Genomic DNA, 18,484 nt, shown 5'->3' on the forward strand with positions numbered 1-18,484 from the left:
AAGCTTCGTAATTTCGCTTGCTTTTTTTTGTATTTGTACTCAAGGTGGGAATCGAACCCACACTTCCGAAGAAACTGGATTTTGAATCCAGCGCGTCTACCAATTCCGCCACTTGAGCAATTTCGGACTGCAAAATTATAAAATAATTTATTACAATCAATTAAAAATAGTAGGTTTTATGCTTTTTCAGTCCAAATAAATTCCTAAATTTGCACCTCGTTAAAATAAAGCGTGTTAATAATACACAAATAATTCATTACCAATGCCAAACGGAGCAACAGAAGCAAAAATTTTTGCTTGCGGACAAAGTAAAGAACTTGCAGAGAAAATCGCAGTAACTTTTGGTGCGCCTTTAGGTAATGTAATTACATCAACCTATAGTGATGGAGAATTCCAGCCATCTTATGAAGAATCGATAAGAGGCACACGAATTTTTATCATTGGCTCTACACATCCTGGTCCAGAAAACTTAATGGAAATGTTGTTAATGATTGATGCTGCCAAACGTGCATCGGCAAGACATATAACAGCAGTTCTTCCTTATTTTGGTTGGGCAAGGCAAGATCGTAAAGATAAACCTAGAGTCCCTATTGCCGCTAAATTAGTGGCAAAAATGCTCGAAGCTGCTGGTGCAACACGTATCATTACTATGGATTTACATGCCGATCAAATTCAAGGCTTCTTCGAGAAACCTGTTGATCACTTATTTGCATCTACCATATTTTTACCGTATTTAAAATCATTAGCATTAGACAACCTCACCATTGCTTCGCCTGATATGGGTGGATCAAAACGTGCATACGCCTATTCTAAAGCCTTAGAAAGTGATGTTGTTATCTGTTACAAACAACGTGCTAAAGCTAATGTGATATCACATATGGAATTAATTGGTGATGTCACTGGAAAAAATGTAGTGCTTGTTGATGATATGGTAGATACCGCTGGAACTTTAACGAAAGCTGCCGATTTAATGATGGAAAAAGGTGCGCTTAGCGTAAGAGCTATTTGTACACATCCGATTTTATCTGGTGATGCTTATAAAAAGCTTGAAAACTCTAAATTAGAAGAATTAATTGTTACAGACTCTATTCCTCTAAAACAAAAAAGTGATAAAATAAGAGTTTTAAGCTGCGCTAATTTATTTGCCGAAGTGATGCACAATGTACACTACAACAAATCTATTAGCTCTAAATTTTTAATGTAATTAAATATAAACAATGAAAACAAGTTGATTTTTAATCAACGATATTTTCATAATACAATTAAGTAATAATAAATAAATAATTATGAAATCAATTACAATCAATGGATCTCAAAGAGAAAGCGTGGGCAAAAAGTCAACAAAGGCCTTACGTAATGCTGGTCAGGTTCCTTGCGTATTATACGGAGGAGACCAAAACGTGCATTTCTCTGCACCAGAATTGGCTTTCTCTAAACTTGTATACACGCCTAATGCGCATACAGTTGTGATTGCCTTAGACAATGGAGACACTTACGATGCCGTTTTACAAGACATCCAGTTTCATCCAGTAACCGACAGAATCTTACACATAGATTTCTACCGCTTATTTGAAGACAAAGAAATTGCTATGGATATTCCTGTACACGTTATCGGAACATCTAGAGGTGTTTTAAATGGTGGTGTTCTTCGTAAGAACAGACGTAAATTAAGAGTAAAAGCATTACCTAAAAATTTACCAGATTTCTTAGAAGCTGATATTACTCCTTTAAAAATTGGTAACAAATTATACGTTACTGCATTAGAAGGTGAAGGCTATAAGTTATTACACTCTGATAATACAGTTGTTGTACAGATTAAAACTGCTAGAACTGCTATTATTGATGATGAAGATGAAGAAGAAGATGAATTAGAAGAAGGAGCAGAAACAACTGCAACTGAAGGAGGAGAAACTCCTGCAGCAGAAGCGTCTGAAACTCAAGAATAAATCACTTATATTCTTTTAAATACAAAAGCATTCTATTTATTTAGAATGCTTTTTTATTTTTGAACAAATAAATCATTAATACATTCTGCTATCTGGACGTTTATTTGTAACCTATTTAATTGGAACGCAACACCTCATCCTATTGCGCATGAAAATCCTATGAAAAAATTTCTTATCGTTGGACTTGGGAATATTGGTGAAAAATATGCCAATACCAGACATAATATCGGATTCAAAATTTTAGATGCTTTAGCTGAAAAAGAAGATTTAAAATTTGAAACTCTTAAACTTGGAGATGTCACTACCTATAAATTTAAAGGACGAACTTTTATACTTTTAAAACCGAGCACCTATATGAATTTAAGTGGTAAATCTGTACTCTATTGGTTAACTAAAGAAAAAATCCCATTAGAAAACTTACTCGTTATTACAGATGACTTAAATCTTCCCTTCGGAAACATTAGACTTAAAACAAAAGGTAGCGATGGTGGTCACAATGGTTTAAAGGATATCCAAGACAAACTACAAACAACAAAATACAACCGATTTCGATTCGGGATAAGCGACCAATTTAGCAAAGGCAGACAAGTTGATTATGTCTTAGGTGACTGGGACGACGACGAATCTCAAAAACTACCTGAACGCCTAGACAAGTCAATAGAGCTGATCAAATCTTTTGGAACCGCTGGCGTTAATAACACAATGAATACCTTTAATGGGAAATAAAAAAAGAGAGACTTATGAGTCTCTCTTTTTTGTTTTATACTAATAGAATTATGTTATTCTACAACAATCTTTTTCGTAATTTGTCTATCACCATCTTTAACAGTCACAAGATATAATCCAGATTGAACACTGTTCAATTTTACTGTTTGATTAAAATCTGAACCATTGACATAGGTGTTATTAAAAATTCGTCTTCCTCTAATATCATGAACATCTATAGCAATAGCGTTTCCAGAATTAGAATCTAATTTTACTGTAAATTCACCTTTGTTAGGGTTAGGGAAAATTGCAAAATTATCTAAGGTAAACTCATCGGTACTTAATGGTGCTTCTGCACAAACTGTAACTGACCAATCTTTAAGAACGCCCGTATCTCCACCAAAGAAATCTGCTATTACAATAGTCCAATCTCCTTGCGATTCTATACCGCTAAAGGCTTCAAGAAGTTCGGTTGGAATATAAGTCCCCGTTTGATTATTACTACATTCATCTGTGCCAGGTAAAGGAATACCTTCATCATCGAAAGTGATATCAAAATTTGCTACACCAGGAGGACTTGAAACACTGCAATTACCTGACCACAATGTCAAAATATCTTCAGGAAATGTTCCCCCAGGAGGAATCACTCCTACTAATAAATCACTAATCCAAGTATGTTCAATCTCTACATTTATAGTTACGCTTTCAATCATGGCTGCATCAGGAATATTCAAAACATGCTGTAAAATTTCTCCAGGGTTACCACCACTACCATCATCAATTGGTAAATCTAAGTTTTGAGCCGATTCATAGGTAATACATTGAATAGATGTACAGGTGTTTTTCAATAAAACATCAATACTTTCAGTAACACCGCCAGGAGATGAAGTCCCAGTAACTGTAATGGTATACTCACCTTCTGTTGTTGCTCCTAAATTTCCTACTGTCATTGTAAAGTCACCATTTGAATTAACAGATGTTGGGCTAAACGCAACCGTAGCATTTGCAGGAAGTCCAATTGCAGAAAATGTAGTATTTTCAGTAAATCCAGATACAGTCGTATAGGTTAAATTGAAGACCGCTTGTGTGTCAATTGAAGGACAACTAAAAACAGGACTGTTATTAGCTGCTAAGTTAAATCCTGGAGAGGCAGGAGCACAAACTCCAGTCACAAAATCACTCTGTATACTTGCAACATAAGCATCAACAATGTTTGTTTGCCCTGCGCTAAACATATACATACATGCATCGTTAACATAATCCATATAATTCATAGTTAATGCTGCCTGACCTGCAGTACAAGAAGCTACGCTTCCTGTTGTTGGACAACCATAAGTACTATTAGCAACTTCTGGAGTATCAGCTATGCCATCACCACCATTACCACAAACACCGTTACCATCACCATTAAAGGTATGGTTTAAGTTATAAAAATGTCCTAATTCATGGGTTACTGTTCTACCTAAGTTATAAGGTGCTTGAGGGATGACACCTGAAGCTCCAGAACCACATCCAGCTCCAGACCCAAAAGCATTGTTATCCATAGTTACGGCTTGACCAGCAGCAATACTTCCTCCAAGAGGTGAAAAACCTAAGGCACCAATGTTTCTTACAACAAAATTCATATATCCTGCCCAGTTAGAATCTAAATTATTTCCGCCACCAAAGTTATATCCAATAGTAATACATGGTTCGCCTTCAAGTAATTCTGGATCTAAACCGGTTGGGTGATTAGATACGGCTAAACAAAATTCAATATTTGCAACACCAGCTGTTGTATTTGGATAAAGAGACATCGCAGTATTCCACTGTGAAAAATCTGAATTTGTAGCAGTATAATCTGCATTTAATATATCAAGTTGGTTTTGTGCCAAAGCTTCTAAACAGTCTCTATCAGCTTCATTAGCTTCAGGGAAATGCACTGCCACAGGAATAACAATAGTACTTCCTCCACGTAAAGCAAAGTCTTCTTGAGACAGTCTTCGCTCAACCTCAGCCTTAAATTTAGCTTGAGTTCGTTCATATTCTTTAGCAAACTCAGGATCTTTCATTTGCTCTTCCATATATTCAACCATTCCACACGTTCTATCTTGGGCATAGGTAAAGCCAAGCATAAAAAATGCAAATGCAAATATTAAGGTTTTTGATAACGTAATTTTTTTCATGGTATGATTTTAAATGTTAAGATTCTGTAAAAATATTTAAAAAAAGTTAAAAAAAGCGCTTGAAACCAAAGAAATTACAGCTTTTAAAGTGTTAAAAAACAGAATATCATACAATTTTGGAACTTCTATTGTCATATAATTCAGACCCTAATAAAATTGCTGACTTTATTTAGGTTTCGAATATTTCTTAACAACTTTATTTTAAGAGGTCAAATAGCTATTTTTACAAAAAAATAACTTTTGAAGCCAAAAACCTCAAATACATCAACTCTTCAACCTTCGGTAATCACAATAGGAACATTTGATGGTGTACATATTGGTCATCAAAAAATTATCGAACGTTTAGTTAAAACCGGAAAAAAGAACCATTTGAAATCAATTGTGTTAACCTTTTTTCCGCATCCTAGAATGGTGCTTCAACCGGATTTTAAAATTCAACTTCTTCATACCATTCAAGAGCGCCAAAATGTTCTCAAACAATTTGGTCTCGACCAATTGGTTATTAAAAAATTTACAAAAGCTTTTGCTAACCTATCTGCTCGCGATTATGTAAAAAATATTCTCGTTGATGAGCTAAATGCAAAACATATTATTATTGGTTACGATCACCACTTCGGAAAAAACAGAACGGCAAACATTGATGACTTAAAAGCTTTTGGTGAAGAATTTGGTTTTGTTGTTGAAGAAATTTCAGCTCAAGATATTGAAGATGTTGCTGTAAGTTCAACAAAAATAAGGCAATCCCTTCTCGAAGGCGCTATTGAAACGGCTAACGCCTACCTAGGTTACCCTTATTTTATAACTGGAACTGTAATTAAAGGGAAAGGCATTGGTAAAACACTTCAGTTTCCAACCGCTAATTTAGACGTTGAAAAAGCCTTTAAACTTATTCCAAAAAATGGCGTTTATGTTATAAAATCCATACTAGACAAGCAGCTTGTTTTTGGAATGATGAATATTGGTACCAACCCAACGTTTAATGAAAAGAAACAATCTATTGAAGTTCATTTCTTCGATATGGATAAAAACCTCTATGACCGTCAACTAAAAATTGAAATTATAAGCAGGTTACGAGATGAAGAAAAGTTTGAATCTGTCGAGCAATTAACAGCGCAGCTTCATTTAGATAAAGAAAATGCATTAGCATATATTCAAAAAATATCATGACCAAATTTCTATTTAAACATATAGACAATAGTGCACTTATTGTTTTTAGAATTTTGTTTGGGGCGCTTATTTTTTTAGAAAGCATTGGCGCCATATTTACGGGTTGGCTTAGAAGAACACTTGTAGAACCCGACTTTACTTTTAACTTTATTGGTTTTGACTGGCTTCAAACACTTCAGGGCGACTGGATGTATGTACATTATGTACTTATGGGTGTTTGTGGCATCTTTGTTATGCTTGGCTACAAATACAGATTAAGTATGCTGAGTTTTACACTGCTTTGGTCTGCCACTTATTTTATGCAAAAATCATCCTATAATAATCACTATTATTTTTTAATGATTTTAAGTGCCATAATGGTCTGTTTACCTGCCAACACCTATGCCTCTATTGATGCTAAGTTCAACCCCATTATAAAACGCAACTCAATGCCTAACTGGTGTCGTTGGATATTCATCTTTCAGTTGTTTATTTTATACACCTATGCTTCAATTGCTAAAATGTATCCTGACTGGTTAGATTTGAGTGTTCCTGAATTATTGATGAAAAGTAAAAAGAACTATGTGCTCGTCGGAAATCTACTTCAGGAGAAATTTATGCATTACCTAATTGCTTATGGCGGGATTTTATTTGACGGACTCATAATTCCGTTACTACTATGGAAGCGAACACGTAAAATGGCCTTTTTTGCTTCGATATTTTTTCACCTGTTCAATTCCTTTATTTTTCAGGTTGGAATTTTTCCGTATTTATCTTTAGCCTTTGCTGTATTCTTTTTTGAGCCTAAAACCATTCAAAAATTATTCCTCAAACAAAAGCCATTATATTCCGAAGCCTATCTGGAAATCCCAAAATATGCTTCAGTATTCAAAACGGTATTTATCCTCTATTTTATCATCCAAATAGCACTTCCTTTGCGCCATCATTTTATTAAAGGTGATGTATTATGGACCGAAGAAGGCCATCGCTTATCGTGGCGAATGATGCTTCGGTCTAAAAGCGGAAACACCAGTTTTAGAGTTGTTGACAAAGCGACTAATGCAGTAACACAAATTAAACTGCAGGATTATCTTTCAAAAAAACAAATCCGATCCGTTAGTGCTAAACCCGATGTCATGTGGCAATTTGCACAAAAACTAAAACAGATTTATGCTCAAAAAGGCAAAGATGTTGAAGTTTATGTTAGGGCATTTGTAAGCGTCAATGGAAAACCGAGCCAACAATTAATTGACCCTAAAGTTGATCTCGCTAATGAAGAATGGCATCATTTTAAACACCACGATTGGATTTTACTTCCAAATCAAGACGAGAATAACTGACAATTCCTTAAATTTGGCGTTTCAAAATAAACACCTGCTCATATCGTTTTGGTGTATTTAATATAGAATCATACCATGTTACAAGTTGCATTTATTAGAGAACACAAAGACACTGTCATCAACCGTTTAAAGAAACGAAACATTGACGCTTCTCAAATGATTGAAGATGTTATCACTTTAGATGAAGAACGTAGACAGTTACAAACCCAATTAGATAATACCTTAGCTGAGTCTAATAGTATTTCTAAAGAAATTGGGCTTCTCTATAAATCGGGTAAGGCTGCTGAAGCTAATGTCTTAAAGGAAAAAACAACGCAACTCAAAGAAGATTCTAAATCACTGAATGAGCAACTTAACGCTAAAACTGACGCGTTAAACCATTTGTTATACCAAATACCTAATGTACCTCATGATAGTGTGCCAACAGGAAATTCTGATGAAGATAATGAAGAAATATACACCGAAGGTGATATCCCAAAACTTCATGACAACGCACTTCCCCACTGGGAACTTGCTAAGAAATACGACATTATCGATTTTGAGTTGGGCACCAAAATTACAGGTGCTGGTTTTCCGGTTTATAAAGGAAAAGGAGCCCGATTACAACGTGCGCTTATTGCTTACTTTTTAGATAAAAACACAGCTGCGGGTTACACCGAATACCAATTGCCATTATTAGTCAATGAAGCCTCTGGTTTTGGAACGGGTCAACTTCCAGATAAAGAAGGCCAGATGTACCATGTAGGTGAGGATAACTTATATTTAATTCCGACAGCTGAAGTTCCTGGCACTAATCTTTTTAGAGATGAATTAGTATCTGAAAACGATTTACCTATAGCTATTACTGGTTATACACCGTGTTTTAGAAGAGAAGCAGGAAGCTATGGTGCTCACGTTAGAGGTTTAAATAGATTGCACCAATTTGATAAAGTTGAAATCTTAAGAGTAGAACACCCTGATCGCTCTTATGAGGCTTTAAACGAAATGGTAGACCATGTAAAAACTATACTAAAAGAACTGAAACTGCCTTATAGAATTTTACGTCTTTGTGGTGGCGATTTAGGATTCACTTCAGTATTAACTTACGATTTTGAAGTCTTTTCTACAGCTCAAGATCGTTGGTTAGAAATTTCTAGTGTATCTAATTTTGAAACTTTTCAAGCTAACCGATTAAAATTACGCTTCAAAAACCAGGACGGAAAAACTCAATTATGCCATACCTTAAATGGAAGTTCTTTGGCATTACCACGAGTTTTAGCAGGTATTTTAGAAAATTATCAAACCGAAGACGGTATCAAAATTCCAGAAGTTTTAATTCCATATACCGGATTTGACAAAATATAATTTGTAAGAATTTTACTTTATTTTATCGTTTAAATGCTAAAAAATGACGTCGTTCAACGATTTTTTAGCATTTTTCTTTGTTTTTTAATATTTAATTATGATGTTAGTAAACCAAATAAGAACTAACCTACTTATTATGAAAAACATCAAACGCATAGTACTGCTAGCGACATTAATCGTTATGGCAAGCAAAGTCTTTTTCTAAAAAACAGTCAATAGACATATACGACCTTAAAAAAAGCCAAAGCAGAATAACTGAATCATATTGTAAAGAATAGATTAATAGCACATTTATTTTGTTGGTAATGCCTAAACCTGTGTTTAGGCATTTTTTTTGCATTTCATCGAATTAATTATAAAAACATTCACAATATCTAGACATTGCATTTGTTATATTTACACAAACAATTGGTATGAAGCAGTATTTGATCATCGCATTTTTGTTGATTTTTGGCAGTAGCTTTTCTCAGAGCGAACAATTAGCAGAGGACTATTTTAATCGTGGCGAGTTTGAAAAAGCACTCCTATCGTACCAAAAACTCAACGAGAAAAAAAACAACTCTAAATACATTTATAAAATTATTGAGACCCTTCAGCAGCTGGAACGTTATGACGAAGCCAAAGACGTCATCTTGAAACGACTGAAGCAAATCAATTACCCTGGACTTATTGTTGAATTGGGCTATAATTACCAATTAATGGATAGTTTAGGTCAAGCCAATAAATACTATAAAGAGGCTTTACTTAAAATTGAAGAAAAGCCAACATCCACTTACGGAATAGCCAAAAAATTTGAAGACCATTCCCTTTTAGATCTTGCCTTAGAAGCTTACAAAAAAGGCATGCAAATCGATCCGCAATTTAATTTCAACTTGCAAATGGCTCGTATCTATGGAGAACAAGGTAATATCGAGCTATTGTTTTCCAACTATATCGATTATATCGAAGTTAAACCTAATTTTCTCAGTAATGCAAAACGTGCTTTTAGTGATTTTGTTTCAGAAAATAAAGAGAATGAAAACAACCTTATTTTAAGAAAACTATTGCTTAAAAAATTACAATCAAATCCCGATCCCTATTGGTATGATTTATTGAGCTGGTTATACATTCAGCAAAAAGAATACAACAAAGCCTTTACACAAGAAAAAGCGCTCTATCGTAGAAATCCCGAAAGCTTGAGTCGCATTCTGGATTTAGCACTAACAACCGTCAAGGAAAAAGAACAAGACATTGCCAATTCTATTTTTCAGTTTGTTTTAGATAATTCTCAGGATATCGAAACCTTGCTAACAGCGCATCAGTACATTCTCGAAATGGAAATTGAAACAGCTGATGCAAAACAACTTGAAGACATCGATAAAAAGTTTAATGACTTATTTACCCAATATGGGAAATACGAGCAAACCATTGCTTTACAAATTGCCTACGGAAATTTTCTCGCTTTCAATAAACATCAACCTAAAGAAGCCAGTAATTTCTTGAAAAAAAGTTTAGACTTACAATTATCCACTTTTCAGGAAGCGACTGTAAAACTTAAATTAGGTGATATTCTTGTTTTTCAGGAGCGCTTTAATGAAGCGTTAATCTATTACACACAAATTCAAGCCAACCTTAAAAACAGTACTATTTCTCAAGAGGCGCGCTTTAAAGTTGCTAAAACCAGTTATTATAAAGGCGATTTTGATTGGGCCGAATCACAGCTTAAAATTTTAAAATCTTCAACATCACAGTTAATTGCTAATGATGCATTAGAATTAAAGTTACTCATTTCCGATAATAAAGATGAAGACTCATTACAAACGGCTTTAAAGCTATATTCTAAAGCGGACTTGCTTTCTTTTCAAAATAAAAATAGCGAAGCGATTGCGCTCTTAGATAAAATTTTGACTGAGCACAAAGGAGAAACTATTGAAGATCAGGCCTTATTTATGCAAGCTAAATTGTTTGAAAAAACCAAACAAATCGACAAGGCTGTGGCGAGTTACGAATATATCATCGCTAATTATAGAGATGAAATTTTAGCAGATGACGCCTTATATTTCTTAGCCGAACTTAATCAAAATGAACTCAATCAACCCGAAAGAGCCAAAGAACTTTACGAAAAAATTATTTTTGATCACGAAGACAGCATCTACTTTATTGAAGCCCGAAAACGCTTCAGACAATTACGTGGAGATGCTATAAACTAAGCTCCTTCATTTATGATTATTGCTGAAACCAACCGCCTTCTCATTTCTAAAATCACAGTTGAAGATGCTCCTTTCATTTTAGAGTTAATGAATACTCGAGGCTGGATTACTTATATTGGAGACAGAAATGTCAAAACTGTAAAAGACGCTGCAACATACATTAAAAACAATCAGCTTAAGGCTTACCAAACCAATGAATTTGGTTACTATAAAGTTCAATTAAAAGCCGAAAACTTAAAACCTATTGGTTCTTTTGGTCTCTTAAAAAGAGAACTCTTAGAACATGTTGATATCGGTTTTTCTTTACTTCCTGATTATCATGGTAAAGGCTATGGATTTGAAGGTGCCACTGCCATCATGGAACTTGCTAAAAACACATTCAATATTAAAACCTTATACGCCATAACGCTACCAATAAATAAACCCTCCATACATCTGTTGGAAAAATTAGGCTTATCTTACCAAAAAACAGTAAAACCCTTTGGAGACGACGAGGAACTTCTGTTATTTGCAAAAAATTTATAATAGTGTCATTCTGCACTTGCAGCAGAATTCACAAAAATAATTACAATGATTATATATAACGTCACTATAAACATAGACGATTCTGTTCATAATCACTGGTTAGAATGGATGAAAACCGAACATATTCCGCAGGTTTTAGGAACCGGAAAATTTGAAAAAGCTACATTTTCACAAGTCTTAGTTGAGGAAGAAATGGGCGGACAAACCTATTCGGTGCAATACTTTTCCTATTCAAGAGAAGCTTTAGACGCTTATTATAGAGAAGATGCCGAACGACTAAGATCTGAAGGTCTTAAAAAATTCGCAGATAAAATGCTTGCATTTAGAACCGAACTTCAAATTGTTGATGAATACAAAGTAAAATTTAAATAACGTGACCAATCACCATCAAGTAAAAGCGAAAAAACATTTAGGTCAACATTTCTTGACCGACGAATCAGTGGCGCAAGACATTGCAGATACCTTATCGCTTCAAGGGTATAAACACGTTCTCGAAATTGGTCCAGGTATGGGTGTTTTAACCAAATACTTACTTCAAAAACCCATCACAACCCATGTGATAGAAATCGATAATGAATCGGTTGATTACCTTAAAGCCAACTACCTTAATTTGGCTAATCGGGTTTATGAAAAAGACTTTTTAAATTATGATTTGACCCAAATTTTTAAGGACGAACCATTCGCAATCATAGGAAATTTTCCGTACAATATCTCAACACAAATCGTATTTAAAACCTTAGAAATGCGAGATCAAATTCCAGAATTTTCAGGAATGTTTCAAAAAGAAGTAGCGCAACGTATTTGTTCAAAAGAAGGCTCTAAAGTTTATGGCATTCTTTCAGTTTTAACCCAAGCCTTTTACGATGCCGAATATTTATTTACGGTGCCTCCAACGGTTTTTAATCCGCCTCCAAAAGTAGATTCTGGAGTGTTACGACTCCAGCGAAAAGAAAACTACAGCTTACCGGTAGATGAAACCTTATTTTTTAGAGTTGTAAAAACTGCTTTTCAACAACGCCGAAAAACATTACGTAACAGTTTAAAAACTTTCAATCTTTCAGATAATTTAAAAGCAAATGTTATATTTGGCAAACGTCCAGAGCAGTTGAGCGTTGAATCTTTTTTAGAATTAACGCAACTCATTGAAAACGACGAGAATCAAGATTAATCATTGGTCATTTCAGCTAAAGTAAACATCACAACTTCATGATCGAAGAAAAAGAGCATAATCAATTTGAGCTTACCGATGCCCTCATCGAGCAGGTTGAACTTTTTGTCGAAACCGAAAACGACAAAGAGCTTAAACGCCTTCTCAATGAATACCATCATGCAGATGTTGCCGAAATACTCGATGAATTAGATCTCGAAGATTCGGTATATGTGATTAAGTTGCTGGATTCGGAAACCACTTCTGATATCCTGATGGAACTCGATGAGGACACCAGAGAAAAAATTCTTAAAAATCTTTCGGCTAAAGAAATTGCAGAAGAAATTGAAGAGCTGGACACCGATGATGCGGCAGATATGATTGCCGAACTTCCCGAAGATCGACAAGCCGAAGTTATTTCTAAAATTGCCGATGAAGAACATCGTGATGAAATTACCGAACTTCTTACTTACGACGAAGACACTGCAGGTAGTTTAATGGCAAAAGAGCTTGTGAAAGTCTATGAAACATGGACTGTTGCCGGCTGTTTACGTCGTATTAGAGGACAGGCAAAAGAAGTCACCAGAGTACATTCTATCTATGTGGTGAATAAAGAAGAAAAGCTTATTGGCAGACTCTCATTAAAGGATTTGATTGTTGCTAAAAGTGAGCAGAAAATAGCCGATATCGCTAAAGATAATGTCGATTTCGTTCATGTTACTGATGATGTTGAAGATGTGGCTAAAGTCATGTCTAAATACGATTTGGAAGCCATTCCGGTTGTTGACGATAAACAAACGTTATTAGGTCGAATTACCATTGATGATATTGTAGATGTTTTAAAAGAAGAAGCCGATAAAGATTATCAATTAGCAGCAGGTATTACTCAAGATGTCGAAGCCGATGATACCGTTTGGGAACTCACAAAAGCACGCTTACCTTGGCTGGTACTTGGTCTCTTTGGTGGTTTGGGTTCTGTGTTTATCATGAAAGGCTACGAAGACATTATGGAAACTGTTCCATCCTTGTTTTTTTACACACCGCTTATTGCCGCTATGGCTGGAAATGTTGGTGTTCAATCCAGTGCGATTATTGTCCAAGGTCTCGCTAATGATAATGTAAAAGGGAGTATTATAAGCAGGTTGATTAAAGAAGTAGGCCTGAGCTTAATCAACGGATTTGCACTAGCGCTCCTCGTTATATTATTCGGGTTTGCCATTGGACAAGATAGTACCGAAAGCCTCGCTATTGCCGTCTCGATGATGAGTGTCATTATCGTTGCCGCTTTGGTTGGCACCTTTGTCCCAATCATTTTAGATAAACGAGGCATTGATCCAGCAATCGCCACAGGTCCTTTTATTACCACAAGTAATGATATTCTAGGAATTTACTTGTTTTTTGTACTTTCGGGACTCATTATCGGATTCTAATTTGGGCGTTTGCTACGCCACAAAAGCGTCGTATCACTGCGCTTTCCGTTGCAATCTTTTGTCTACACAAAAGGATTTCCACTACAATCGCTAACGCAAAACTTTGTAACTTTAGACACACTAAAGTCATTTCAGTATGAAACCTATTAATCTTAAAGAAAAACATAGCTTGTTTACTAAACAATGGCATCCGCATCGCATTGCAATGGTTGATGATATGCAAGTCATTCTGGCTAAAATAAAAGGAGAATTTGTATGGCATAGTCATGAGCATGAAGACGAGTTATTTCAAGTCCTTAAAGGCACCTTATATATGCAGTTTAGAGATCGCACCGAAATCGTAAATGAAGGTGAAATAATCGTGGTTCCTAAAGGCGTTGAACATAATCCGTCAACTAAAGATGGTGAAGAAGTTCATCTATTGCTATTCGAAAAACGCGACACAGCTCATACAGGAAATGTTGAGCATGAACGCACTCAAACCAAATATCCAGAACTATAAATACAATTAACGCCCTACTGAACTAGTTTTAGTAGCTCAATATTTGACCATGAAAATCCTGCACTTAGATAGCAACCATCCTTTACTTATAGAACAACTCAACGCCTTAGGCTTTACAAATGATGAAAATTATACCGCTTCAAAAGAGGAAATTGAGCGCATAATTGAGCATTATGATGGCTGTATCATTCGCAGTCGGTTTAAAATCGACAAGTTCTTTTTAGATGCCGCAAAACAACTCAAATTTATAGGTCGTGTTGGTGCGGGTTTAGAAAATATCGATTGTGATTATGCTGAAAAAAAGGGGATTAAACTCATCGCTGCGCCTGAAGGCAATCGCAATGCCGTTGGCGAACATAGCTTAGCACTGTTATTATCACTTTTTAACAAACTAAATAAAGCAGATAGGGAAGTTAGAAACGGACAATGGTTACGAGAGGCTAATCGCGGACTAGAACTCGACGGAAAAACCATCGGGCTAATAGGCTACGGAAATATGGGAAAAGCCTTTGCAAAAAAACTTCGAGGGTTTGAGGTGGAGGTACTTTGCTATGATATTAAATCCAATGTTGGAGACGCCAATGCCACTCAGGTCTCATTAAAAGAGCTTCAAGAAAGAGCCGAAGTGTTGAGTTTACACACTCCCGAAACTCCACAAACCATTCACATGGTAAATTCAGCGTTTATCAACGGCTTTACTAATCCGTTTTGGCTAATCAATACAGCACGAGGTAAAAGTGTGGTAACAAAAGATTTGGTGGCTGCTTTAAAATCTGAAAAAATCTTAGGAGCAGGATTAGATGTTTTAGAATATGAAAAATCATCGTTTGAAAATTTATTTACATCAAAAATGCCCGACCCTTTCCAATATCTTATTACTGCAGAAAACGTAATATTGACACCGCATGTTGCTGGCTGGACCATGGAAAGTAAAGAAAAACTGGCTCAAACCATTGTAGATAAAATCAAATCCTTTTTCGTTAATAGTTAAAAAATAGGATGATTAAAAACCTAATACCTAAGCAATTCTTCGCGGAGCTTTAAGTGACACTACGATGATTTTTTTTACTTTTAAACTATGAAAAAAACCATTCTTGTTTTTGGATTACTCATTTTAGCATTACTGTTACTTTTTCAGTTTAGTAAGTATGCTGTGATTTCTGGGGATTTAAATTCTGAAATTGCCATTGCGCTTATTGCAATTGTTTTTTTCTTTGTTGGTGTGTATCTCAACAAAAAAAGTCTTCAAAAACAAACCCATACTTCCGTAGAAATAAATCATAGAAAAATAGAAGATTTAGACATCAGTAAGCGTGAATATGAAGTGCTTATAGGAATTTCCGAAGGACTCTCAAATAAAGAAATTGGAGAAAAACTTTTTGTATCTGAGAGTACCGTAAAAACCCATGTTTCTAATCTGCTTTCAAAATTAAATGCAAAACGTCGCACACAAGCCTTACAAATTGCAAAAGACCTTAATATCATCTAAAAAAAACAGTATTCCCACTAAAGTATGAGCCGTTTGGTACTAAAGTATGACTGCCGTTTTAGAGGATAAATTTACTTTTGGCTTACTAATTAAAATCATTCACATCATGAAACGAACTGTTCTAAAATTTGGTCTTTACGGACTCCTAACAGGCTTTGTTATTTTCACTTTACACTTAGTTTTAGGGATTAAAAACCTTGACTATTCAACCAATGAAATATTAGGCTATATTTCAATATTTCTATCGCTTTCTTTTATCTTTTTTGGCATAAAGCATTACAGAGATCGTGTTAACAATGGCGTCATTTCCTTTGGTAAAGCTCTTGGAATAGGCGTTCTAATATCACTACTTGTTGGCTTGGGAATTGCTTTTGCTGATTTTATTTATACGCAATTTATTGATCCGTCCTTTTTTAGCCAATATGAACAACAACTTATTGAACAAGGAAAAGCCGATGAAATTATCAAAATGACAAGTACAACTGCTGCCTTATTTATGCTGGTACTTGTGACTATTATCGGATTTATTATATCTTTAATTTCTGGATTAATCCTTCAACGAAAATAAAATTCTATACTATGCAATACGACGCTAATTCACCCGAAGACTATATCAGCCAGGTTCCTGAGGAACGTCAAGATGCTTTAAAAAAATTAAGACAAGTAATAAAAGAGAATCTTCCAAAAGGATTTGAAGAAGGTATGATTTATAAAATGATTGGATTTTATGTACCGCACTCAGTTTATCCCAACGGATATCATTGCGATCCTAAAACACCACTGCCTTTTATGAGTTTTGCCTCCCAAAAGAACTCAGTTAACCTTTATCACAGTGGGATTTATGCAAAAAAAGAATTGCATGATTGGTTTGTTGGTGAATACCCAAAACACTGCAAGCGTAAATTAGACATGGGCAAAAGTTGTATTCGTTTTAAAAAACTAGACGAAATTCCTTATGACTTAATTGGTGAGCTTACAAGGAAAATGTCTGTAGAAGAATGGATCAATATTTATGAAACCGCATTAAATAAAAAGTAAATGAAAAAAAGAGTTACAGGGATTGGAGGCTTATTTTTTAAGTCTAAAAATCCAAGCGCATCAAAAGATTGGTATCAAAAGCATTTAGGCTTTAATACCGACGATTATGGTTGTACATTTTGGTGGAAAGATAAAGACAGTAAAGACTGCTCAACACAATGGAGCCCATTTAAAGACGACACCAAATATTTTGAGCCTTCTAAAAAAGACTTCATGTTTAATTATCGTGTAGACAATTTAAAAGAATTGTTAGCAACCTTAAAAGAAGAAGGTGTTACAATAGTTGGCGACATGGAAGAATACGACTACGGAAAGTTTGGCTGGATACTGGATAATGAAGGTAATAAAATTGAACTCTGGGAACCTATAGACCAAGCATTTAAATAGTTATGTTGTAACAAATGAGTCTTCTCAGCTACTTATAATTTACAGGCTTGCGATAACCACACAAAACCTATGAATACAGGTGATGAAAACGGCTTCTGGTTTAGTTACTAATCCTATAAATAGGTTTGGAAATGGCGGTTTGGAAAAAATATAATTTTATTTGAGCAATTTTATTAACTTTAACACTTAACCATAAACTAATATTACAATGGCTGACGACAATAAAAATTTGAGTGATGATCTTAATGATATGTTAGGAGACGCTAAAGATACTGCCAAACGAGCAGGTGACAAGATAAGTAGTTCTGCTAAAGAATTTTCTGAAGATGCTAAAGAGTTTGCAAATGAAGCCAAAGAAAAGGCTAGCGAATTTGCAGACGACGCTAAAGAAGTTTTAAGTGATGGAAAAAACGTAGCCATCATAGCTCATATAACGATCATCGGATTTATTATTGCTTTAGTGATGAATGGCAGTAACAAAACAGACTATGGTTCATTTTATATCAGACAAATGCTAGGTTTGTGTATTTTGAGTCTTAGTATATGGGTGTTAAGTTTAATTGTACCCCTTTTAGGCTTTTTATCCTTACTTACCATCATTCTTTGGATTATGAGTTTAATAGGAGCCCTAAGCGGAGAAAAAAAGCCAGTATTTTTACTTGGCGAACAATTTCAGGAATGGTTTAAATCCATATAAATAAAGAGCCAGAACTAATTTCTGGCTTTTTTTAGATATTTTAACATCGTAATATTGCAATATTACAATAACATAATTATCTTTACACCAAAATTAACTACAATGGGAGTTACAAAACGATTTATTTACACCGATGGTATTAATGAAATAGCCAATATTGCCAAAGTATTTGCTCATCCAGCACGCGTTTCTATTCTAAAATATATTAGCGAACAGGAAGGTTGTATCTGTAATGACTTAGTTGATGAAATTGGCTTATCTCAAGCAACCATATCACAACATCTTAGTGTTATTGGTAATGCTGGATTATTAAAAGGTCGATTTGAAGGTAAAAAAAAATGTTACTGCCTCAATCTTGAACGCTTTAAAGAGTTTCAAATTTTGCTTAATTCTTTCTTTATAAAAACCTCATCCAACTGCTGTTAGTTAACCTA

At 34.9% G+C, this 18,484-nt stretch carries 20 protein-coding genes and 1 tRNA gene; 19 read left to right on the plus strand and 2 right to left on the minus strand.

Annotation, left to right across the window (positions count from 1 at the left end; all coding sequences use genetic code 11):
- Positions 1–36 precede the first annotated feature (36 nt).
- Positions 37–118: transfer RNA gene (locus N4270_RS04730), tRNA-Leu, on the minus strand.
- Positions 119–262: 144 nt separating this feature from the next.
- Here N4270_RS04730 and N4270_RS04735 point away from each other — a divergent pair.
- The 3 genes from N4270_RS04735 to pth all read left to right on the plus strand — a co-directional run bounded on the left by N4270_RS04735 (position 263) and on the right by pth (position 2,672).
- On the plus strand, positions 263–1,204 hold the full coding sequence (locus tag N4270_RS04735) for a ribose-phosphate pyrophosphokinase (RefSeq protein WP_260095785.1): 942 nt from the start codon (positions 263–265) through the stop codon (positions 1,202–1,204).
- A gap of 82 nt (positions 1,205–1,286) precedes the next feature.
- On the plus strand, positions 1,287–1,946 hold the full coding sequence (locus N4270_RS04740; RefSeq protein ID WP_260095786.1) for a 50S ribosomal protein L25/general stress protein Ctc: 660 nt from the start codon (positions 1,287–1,289) through the stop codon (positions 1,944–1,946).
- Between the two features lie 159 nt (positions 1,947–2,105).
- Positions 2,106–2,672, plus strand: a complete 567-nt coding sequence (gene pth, locus N4270_RS04745; RefSeq protein ID WP_260095787.1) for an aminoacyl-tRNA hydrolase — start codon at positions 2,106–2,108, stop codon at positions 2,670–2,672.
- A gap of 53 nt (positions 2,673–2,725) precedes the next feature.
- Here pth and N4270_RS04750 read toward each other — a convergent pair whose 3' ends face one another.
- Positions 2,726–4,816 carry a T9SS type A sorting domain-containing protein gene (locus N4270_RS04750; RefSeq protein ID WP_260095788.1) on the minus strand — a complete coding sequence of 697 codons (2,091 nt, stop codon included), beginning with the start codon at positions 4,814–4,816 and terminating at the stop codon, positions 2,726–2,728.
- Positions 4,817–5,056: 240 nt separating this feature from the next.
- On the opposite strand from N4270_RS04750, the gene N4270_RS04755 reads away from it, so the two are divergent.
- The 16 genes from N4270_RS04755 to N4270_RS04830 all read left to right on the plus strand — a co-directional run bounded on the left by N4270_RS04755 (position 5,057) and on the right by N4270_RS04830 (position 18,476).
- On the plus strand, positions 5,057–5,983 hold the full coding sequence (locus N4270_RS04755) for a bifunctional riboflavin kinase/FAD synthetase (protein WP_260095789.1): 927 nt from the start codon (positions 5,057–5,059) through the stop codon (positions 5,981–5,983).
- On the plus strand, positions 5,977–7,302 hold the full coding sequence (locus N4270_RS04760) for an HTTM domain-containing protein (RefSeq protein WP_260096130.1): 1,326 nt from the start codon (positions 5,977–5,979) through the stop codon (positions 7,300–7,302). The genes N4270_RS04755 and N4270_RS04760 overlap by 7 nt, the downstream gene beginning before the upstream one ends.
- A 75-nt stretch (positions 7,303–7,377) precedes the next feature.
- Positions 7,378–8,646 carry a serine--tRNA ligase gene (gene serS / locus N4270_RS04765; protein WP_260095790.1) on the plus strand — a complete coding sequence of 423 codons (1,269 nt, stop codon included), beginning with the start codon at positions 7,378–7,380 and terminating at the stop codon, positions 8,644–8,646.
- A 413-nt stretch (positions 8,647–9,059) separates the two neighbouring features.
- The gene (locus N4270_RS04770; protein ID WP_260095791.1) at positions 9,060–10,835 is read left to right on the plus strand and encodes a tetratricopeptide repeat protein; all 1,776 of its coding nucleotides are present in this window, start codon (positions 9,060–9,062) and stop codon (positions 10,833–10,835) included.
- A gap of 12 nt (positions 10,836–10,847) precedes the next feature.
- Complete coding sequence (locus N4270_RS04775; RefSeq protein WP_260095792.1) at positions 10,848–11,360, plus strand: GNAT family N-acetyltransferase; 513 nt, start codon at positions 10,848–10,850, stop codon at positions 11,358–11,360.
- A 45-nt stretch (positions 11,361–11,405) separates the two neighbouring features.
- A complete protein-coding gene (locus N4270_RS04780; RefSeq protein ID WP_260095793.1) occupies positions 11,406–11,732 on the plus strand; it encodes a DUF4286 family protein in 327 nt (108 codons plus the stop codon).
- 1 nt (position 11,733) lies between these two features.
- The gene (gene rsmA / locus N4270_RS04785) at positions 11,734–12,528 is read left to right on the plus strand and encodes a 16S rRNA (adenine(1518)-N(6)/adenine(1519)-N(6))-dimethyltransferase RsmA (RefSeq protein ID WP_260095794.1); all 795 of its coding nucleotides are present in this window, start codon (positions 11,734–11,736) and stop codon (positions 12,526–12,528) included.
- Between the two features lie 38 nt (positions 12,529–12,566).
- Positions 12,567–13,937, plus strand: coding sequence for a magnesium transporter (gene mgtE / locus N4270_RS04790; RefSeq protein ID WP_260095795.1), 1,371 nt, complete (start codon positions 12,567–12,569; stop codon positions 13,935–13,937).
- A gap of 136 nt (positions 13,938–14,073) precedes the next feature.
- Positions 14,074–14,439, plus strand: a complete 366-nt coding sequence (locus N4270_RS04795) for a cupin domain-containing protein (RefSeq protein WP_260095796.1) — start codon at positions 14,074–14,076, stop codon at positions 14,437–14,439.
- 49 nt (positions 14,440–14,488) lie between these two features.
- Positions 14,489–15,430 (plus strand): 2-hydroxyacid dehydrogenase, encoded by a 942-nt coding sequence (locus N4270_RS04800; RefSeq protein WP_260095797.1) that lies wholly within the window; start codon positions 14,489–14,491, stop codon positions 15,428–15,430.
- Between the two features lie 87 nt (positions 15,431–15,517).
- Positions 15,518–15,928, plus strand: coding sequence for a response regulator transcription factor (locus N4270_RS17125; RefSeq protein ID WP_279309192.1), 411 nt, complete (start codon positions 15,518–15,520; stop codon positions 15,926–15,928).
- A 106-nt stretch (positions 15,929–16,034) separates the two neighbouring features.
- Positions 16,035–16,496 carry a DUF4199 domain-containing protein gene (locus N4270_RS04810; RefSeq protein ID WP_260095798.1) on the plus strand — a complete coding sequence of 154 codons (462 nt, stop codon included), beginning with the start codon at positions 16,035–16,037 and terminating at the stop codon, positions 16,494–16,496.
- A gap of 11 nt (positions 16,497–16,507) precedes the next feature.
- Positions 16,508–16,966 carry a DUF1801 domain-containing protein gene (locus N4270_RS04815; RefSeq protein WP_260095799.1) on the plus strand — a complete coding sequence of 153 codons (459 nt, stop codon included), beginning with the start codon at positions 16,508–16,510 and terminating at the stop codon, positions 16,964–16,966.
- Positions 16,967–17,353 (plus strand): VOC family protein, encoded by a 387-nt coding sequence (locus N4270_RS04820; RefSeq protein WP_260095800.1) that lies wholly within the window; start codon positions 16,967–16,969, stop codon positions 17,351–17,353.
- Between the two features lie 208 nt (positions 17,354–17,561).
- On the plus strand, positions 17,562–18,050 hold the full coding sequence (locus N4270_RS04825; protein WP_260095801.1) for a putative nuclear RNA export factor SDE5: 489 nt from the start codon (positions 17,562–17,564) through the stop codon (positions 18,048–18,050).
- Positions 18,051–18,152: 102 nt separating this feature from the next.
- Positions 18,153–18,476: a helix-turn-helix transcriptional regulator gene (locus N4270_RS04830; RefSeq protein ID WP_260095802.1), complete on the plus strand. Its 324-nt coding sequence runs from the start codon at positions 18,153–18,155 to the stop codon at positions 18,474–18,476.
- Positions 18,477–18,484 lie beyond the last annotated feature (8 nt).

Source organism: Psychroserpens sp. SPM9 (assembly GCF_025153525.1).
In the GTDB taxonomy this organism is placed as follows: Bacteria; Bacteroidota; Bacteroidia; order Flavobacteriales; family Flavobacteriaceae; genus Psychroserpens.